The 5257-nt window shown below is 55.3% G+C and carries 13 protein-coding genes; 1 reads left to right on the top strand and 12 read right to left on the bottom strand.

The annotated features are described in order from the left end of the window. Positions 1–8 precede the first annotated feature (8 nt). From R6T97_RS05885 to rpmC, 12 genes are all read right to left on the bottom strand, one after another. Positions 9–242, bottom strand: coding sequence for a DUF1127 domain-containing protein (locus tag R6T97_RS05885; protein WP_410348364.1), 234 nt, complete (start codon positions 240–242; stop codon positions 9–11). Between the two features lie 218 nt (positions 243–460). Continuing rightward, the gene (rpmD, locus tag R6T97_RS05880; RefSeq protein WP_410348363.1) at positions 461–649 is read right to left on the bottom strand and encodes a 50S ribosomal protein L30; all 189 of its coding nucleotides are present in this window, start codon (positions 647–649) and stop codon (positions 461–463) included. Between the two features lie 13 nt (positions 650–662). After that, positions 663–1238 carry a 30S ribosomal protein S5 gene (gene rpsE, locus R6T97_RS05875; protein WP_410348362.1) on the bottom strand — a complete coding sequence of 192 codons (576 nt, stop codon included), beginning with the start codon at positions 1236–1238 and terminating at the stop codon, positions 663–665. Positions 1239–1372: 134 nt separating this feature from the next. Continuing rightward, positions 1373–1738, bottom strand: coding sequence for a 50S ribosomal protein L18 (rplR, locus tag R6T97_RS05870; RefSeq protein ID WP_410348361.1), 366 nt, complete (start codon positions 1736–1738; stop codon positions 1373–1375). 11 nt (positions 1739–1749) lie between these two features. Beyond that, entirely contained in the window at positions 1750–2283 is a 534-nt protein-coding gene (gene rplF / locus R6T97_RS05865) for a 50S ribosomal protein L6 (RefSeq protein ID WP_410348360.1), read from the bottom strand. 9 nt (positions 2284–2292) lie between these two features. Continuing rightward, positions 2293–2685: a 30S ribosomal protein S8 gene (gene rpsH, locus R6T97_RS05860; RefSeq protein ID WP_410348359.1), complete on the bottom strand. Its 393-nt coding sequence runs from the start codon at positions 2683–2685 to the stop codon at positions 2293–2295. A gap of 12 nt (positions 2686–2697) precedes the next feature. Then, complete coding sequence (gene rpsN, locus R6T97_RS05855) at positions 2698–3003, bottom strand: 30S ribosomal protein S14 (RefSeq protein WP_410348358.1); 306 nt, start codon at positions 3001–3003, stop codon at positions 2698–2700. 19 nt (positions 3004–3022) lie between these two features. Then, positions 3023–3586 (bottom strand): 50S ribosomal protein L5, encoded by a 564-nt coding sequence (gene rplE, locus R6T97_RS05850; protein WP_410348357.1) that lies wholly within the window; start codon positions 3584–3586, stop codon positions 3023–3025. Next, entirely contained in the window at positions 3586–3891 is a 306-nt protein-coding gene (gene rplX / locus R6T97_RS05845) for a 50S ribosomal protein L24 (RefSeq protein ID WP_410348356.1), read from the bottom strand. The genes rplE and rplX overlap by 1 nt, the downstream gene beginning before the upstream one ends. Before the next feature lie 2 nt (positions 3892–3893). Continuing rightward, complete coding sequence (gene rplN / locus R6T97_RS05840; RefSeq protein ID WP_008236500.1) at positions 3894–4262, bottom strand: 50S ribosomal protein L14; 369 nt, start codon at positions 4260–4262, stop codon at positions 3894–3896. A gap of 81 nt (positions 4263–4343) precedes the next feature. Then, positions 4344–4574: a 30S ribosomal protein S17 gene (rpsQ, locus tag R6T97_RS05835; RefSeq protein WP_410348355.1), complete on the bottom strand. Its 231-nt coding sequence runs from the start codon at positions 4572–4574 to the stop codon at positions 4344–4346. A 3-nt stretch (positions 4575–4577) separates the two neighbouring features. Continuing rightward, on the bottom strand, positions 4578–4811 hold the full coding sequence (rpmC, locus tag R6T97_RS05830; protein WP_410348354.1) for a 50S ribosomal protein L29: 234 nt from the start codon (positions 4809–4811) through the stop codon (positions 4578–4580). A gap of 198 nt (positions 4812–5009) precedes the next feature. Here rpmC and R6T97_RS05825 point away from each other — a divergent pair. Then, positions 5010–5257, top strand: a 248-nt coding sequence (locus R6T97_RS05825) for a TIGR02466 family protein (protein WP_410348353.1), incomplete at its 3' end; no start/stop codon positions are given.

Raw genomic sequence — 5257 nt, 5'->3', positions numbered from 1 at the left:
GCTGACTTTTATCGTTCTACTGACCCACCAGCCGCTTCGCGTGCCACATCGTCGATCAATAGCCGATTGGTTCCGATATCGGCCAGGTCGCGGTCGGACATGCGGCTCAACTGGCCTTTGACCTGTTCGTAGACTGCCTTGCGCGTGCGTGCCTCTTGGTAAGCGGCCAACTTGGTTGCCACAAATGTATAAAGCCGTTCTCCGATTTGAACGGGGGTATTTGCGTTGGCGATGAATGACATGGCTTTCGTCCCTCTTTTGCTGGTTGGACACCGTTTTCACGGCGTATCTCTTGGCAAAGAAGTAGGTCGCTACCCGGATTTGTGCAACTGCAGCATTCGAGATGCCGCCATGCAGCATTCGCATGGCCGCATTAGCTGATCGCACAAAAAAACGCCCCGCAATTTCCTGCGAGGCGTTTCATTCTCTCACGGTAGGTCGGGGTTCACCCCGACGCTACTTACCCGCGCTCTTCGATAATCTCGACGAGGTGGCGGATGGAATTCACCATACCACGGACGGAAGGTGTATCTTCCAGCTCTTTGGTGCGGTTCATCTTGTTCAGGCCCAGTCCGATCAGCGTTGCGCGCTGCTTTTCGGGGCGGCGGATCGGGGAGCCGATCTGCTTGACGACGATTGTTTTACCCATCTGTCAGATCTCCTTACGCGTCAGCTGCGGCAGGTGCTTCGGCCGCCGGGGCCTCGTCACGCTTTGGCAGAATGTCGGCAACCTTTTTGCCACGGCGCTGTGCGACGTTGCGTGGGGATTGCTCTTTGGACAGGCCGTTCATGGTGGCACGGATCATGTTGTAGGGGTTTTGCGACCCGATGGACTTGGACACAATGTCCTGCACACCCAACATTTCGAACACCGCACGCATTGGGCCGCCGGCAATGATACCGGTACCAACGGGAGCCGTGCGCATGACCACCTTACCGGCACCGTGACGGCCCTCGATATCATGGTGCAGCGTACGGCCATCGCGCAGCGCGACGCGGATCATCTGGCGTTTCGCTTGCTCTGTGGCCTTGCGGATCGCCTCGGGTACTTCCTTGGCCTTACCTTTGCCAAAGCCGACACGGCCTTTTTGGTCGCCAACAACAACAAGTGCGGCAAAGCCAAAGCGCTTACCGCCTTTGACTGTTTTGGAAACACGGTTGATTGCGACCAGACGGTCGGCAAACTCTGGTGCTTGCTCTTCACGGCGGCCGCGGCCGCGCTGTTCACGTTCTGCCATTGATGGCGTCCTTTTTTTCTTGCCCGAGAAGGGCGTTATCCAATCACGGGTCGCCCAAAAGCGCCGGATCATCGAGCGTGGGTTTCACCCACCCTACAGAGTGTCGGTAGGGTGGGTGAAACCCACCCCCACCATTAGATTTTCAGACCGCCTTCACGGGCTGCATCGGCCAAGGCCTTGATCTTGCCGTGAAACAGGAAGCCGCCACGGTCAAAATATGCGACCTCGACACCAGCTTTCTTGGCGCGCTCTGCAATCGCAGCGCCCACTTTGGAAGCGGCTTCGATGTTGCTCTTTCCCAGAACGCCCAGATCTTTTTCGAGTGACGAAGCGGACGCGAGTGTCACGCCGTTGACGTCGTCGATCAACTGGGCGCTGATGTTCTTGTTGGAGCGGTGAACCGAAAGACGGACACGGCCCTGATTGGCCGTGACGCCACGAAGTTTGTTCCGAACGCGCATGCGGCGCTTCAGAAACAGTTGTCTCTTGCTGTTTGCCATTTTTGCGTTCCTTACTTCTTCTTGCCTTCTTTGCGGAAGATATATTCGCCTTTGTACTTGATACCTTTGCCCTTGTAGGGCTCGGGCTTACGCCAAGCACGAATATTCGCCGCAACCTGACCAACCTGCTGTTCGTCGATCCCTTCGACGATCACATCAGTTGGCTTCGGCGCTGTGACGGTCACACCTTCAGGCACTTCAAAGTTGACGTCGTGGGAATACCCCAGAGACAGCTTCAATGTGTTGCCCTGCATCTGTGCACGGTAACCGACACCCGACAGCTCAAGCTCTTTCTTGAAGCCTTCGGAAACGCCGGTGACCAAGTTTGCAACCATTGTGCGGCTCATGCCCCACTGCTGGCGCGCGCGCTTGGATTTACCGCGTGGTTCAACGGAAACAACATTGCCATCAACGGTGATGGTGACGTCGTCGGTCGCCTTGAAAGTCCGGGTCCCTTTGGGGCCTTTCATTTCAACGGTCTGGCCTGACACAGAGGCAGTAACGCCTGCGGGCAGTTCAACCGGTTTTTTACCAATACGAGACATGATATCTCCCTAGAATACAGTGCAGAGCACTTCGCCGCCAACATTGGCCGCCCGTGCCTTGGCATCCGACATCACACCCTGAGAGGTGGAGACAATCGACACACCCAGGCCCTGACGGACGGATGGGATGTCATTGGCGCCCAGATAAACGCGACGGCCAGGCTTGGAAACCCGCTTCACTTCGCGAATGACAGGGTCACCCTCGTAATACTTCAGCTCGATGTTGAAAGCAGGATGGCCATCTTTGCCGTCCTTCTTTTCGTAACCGCGGATGTAGCCTTCGTCAGACAACACATCCAGAACCCAGCCACGCAGTTTGGACGCCGGTGTTTCCACCACTGCCTTGCCGCGCATCTGGCCGTTACGAATACGTGTGAGCATATCGCCGATAGGATCGTTCATATCAAATTCTCCTTACCAGCTTGACTTGACCATACCAGGAATTTCGCCATTGGAACCAAGGTCCCGCAGCGCGATCCGGCTGATCTTGAGTTTACGGTAATAGGCGTGTGGACGCCCGGTGAGCTGGCAACGGTTGTGCAAACGGGTCGCAGAGGAATTCCGTGGCAGTTTCGCAAGTTCAAGTGTTGCCTTGAACCGCTCTTCTACGGGGATCTCTTTGTCGTTGATGATTGCCTTCAAGGCGGCACGCTTTGCGGCATACTGCTTGACCAGCTTTTCACGCTTCACTTCGCGTGCGATCATGGATTTCTTAGCCATATCTAAATCTCCCTGGCGCTTAGCTGTTGAACGGCATGTTGAAGTGCTTCAACAGTGCCTTTGCTTCAGCGTCAGTGCTCGCTGTTGTGCAGATCACGATGTCCATGCCCCAGTTCTCATCGATCTTGTCGAAGTTGATTTCCGGGAAGATCAGGTGCTCTTTGATGCCGGTGGCATAGTTGCCGCGGCCGTCGAAGGATTTGCCGGATACGCCGCGAAAGTCGCGGATACGTGGCATTGCAACAGTGATCAGACGGTCAAGGAATTCGTACATACGGTCGCCGCGCAAAGTTACCTTTGCACCCAGTGGCATGTCTTCACGGACGCGGAAACCGGCAATGGATTTCTTGGCGTGTGTCGTCATGGCCTTCTGACCGGCGATAGTCGTCAGATCTTCCTGCGCGGTTTTTGCTTTCTTGCTGTCACGGACAGCTTCTGCACCGCAGCCGATGTTCAGGACAATCTTGTCCAAACGCGGGATTTGCATCTCGTTTTTGTAACCGAACTCTTCTTTCATCGCGCCACGGATGGTCGATTTATAAATATCCTTGAGACGGGGGGTATAGTTTGCAGCATCAAGCATCAGATCACATCCCCTGTTGTCTTGGCAAAACGCACCTTGTTGTCGCCGTCAATACGGAAACCGACGCGGGTTGCCTTGCCATTCTTGTCCACGATAGCCAGATTCGACAGTTGGATCGGCATCGGCTTTGGTGTGCGGCCACCCTGTGTTGCCTGGGATTGCTTTGTGTGACGGATCGCAATGTTGATACCGTCCACGATGGCCTTGCCGGATTTCGGGTCAATGCTGGTAATGGAACCAGTCTTGCCTTTGTCCTTGCCAGTCAGAACGACGACACTGTCACCTTTACGGAGTTTCGCAGCCATGGTTACAGCACCTCCGGAGCAAGCGAGATGATTTTCATGAAGTTCTTTGCGCGCAGCTCGCGAACGACTGGGCCGAAGATACGTGTACCGATCGGCTCGTTGTTGTTGTTGAGGATGACAGCAGCGTTGCTGTCAAAGCGGATGGCGGTGCCATCGTCGCGGCGTACTTCTTTTGCGGTGCGTACGACGACGGCCTTGCGGACGTCACCTTTCTTTACGCGACCACGTGGAATGGCTTCCTTCACCGAAACAACAATGATGTCTCCAACACTGGCGTAACGACGGTGGGAACCACCCAGAACCTTGATGCACTGAACTCGGCGTGCGCCTGAGTTGTCAGCAACATCCAGATTGGTCTGCATCTGGATCATTTGGTTTCCTTTTCCGACCTATGAGCAAGTCCCGATTTCCGTCCGGGGGCCCAGGGTTTCGATTGAACCGGGTGCTATTGCTTAAGAAGCAATAACCTCCCAGCGTTTGGTTTTCGATTTTGGCGCACATTCCTGAATACGGACTGTATCGCCAATGTTGAAAGTGTTCTGCTCGTCGTGCGCCCGGTACTTTTTGGACTTACGAACAGTTTTCTGAAGCAGCGGGTGCTTGAAACGGCGCTCGACCGAAACGGTGACGGTCTGTGCATTCTGGTTGCTTGTCACAACCCCTTGCAGGATACGCTTGGGCATGGATTAAGCCTCCACTGTTTTTGTTGCGGACGTTTCGTCCGACGCCGCAGCAGCGGCCTTTTCGTTCAGGATTGTCTTGACCTTCGCGGCATTGCGGCGGGCCGCACGGATGCCTGCTGTGTTTTCAAGCTGACCAGTGGCCTGCTGGAAACGCAGATTAAAGCTCTCTTTTTTCAGGTTCACCAGCTCTTCACGGAGCTGATCGGGCGTTTTATCCCGCAGTTCGTTGGCGTTCATGCCATGTTCCTTTGTCAACATCATCGGTAGGCCGTCTGAGACGTCACCCGATTCCCGATGGAGTGGGGGTAGAAGTGGGGCGTTTAGACCCCATCGCCATACAAAGCAACCCCTTGTGCGCAAAGAGTTGGCGGTTGTCGCGGGCCCGATGAGCGGACCACACTGTACCCGGATGGATTAGCCCGCTATGAACACGACATGACCCAGATTAAATCCCTCTTCGCGACCCGCCTTTACCATGCCAAATTATCTGAGTTGGGCGCACCCGTCGACCCGTCCGAGCTTGAAAACTCCTGTCTTGTCATCGCGGATGATGACGAAGCCGGGCAAGACTGGTGCGAGGAGCAGGGATATCCCGGTTACACATCCTACGCATCGCTCAGCGATCTGCCATGGCGGTTCCCGATCTTTGCCGATCTGGTCAAGGTGCTTGATGCCCATGTCGC

This window comes from Yoonia sp. (assembly GCF_046498525.1).
In the GTDB taxonomy this organism is placed as follows: domain Bacteria; phylum Pseudomonadota; class Alphaproteobacteria; order Rhodobacterales; family Rhodobacteraceae; genus Yoonia.
The sequence above is the reverse complement of the archived record's forward strand: the minus strand, read 5'-3'. Positions and strand labels throughout refer to the sequence as shown.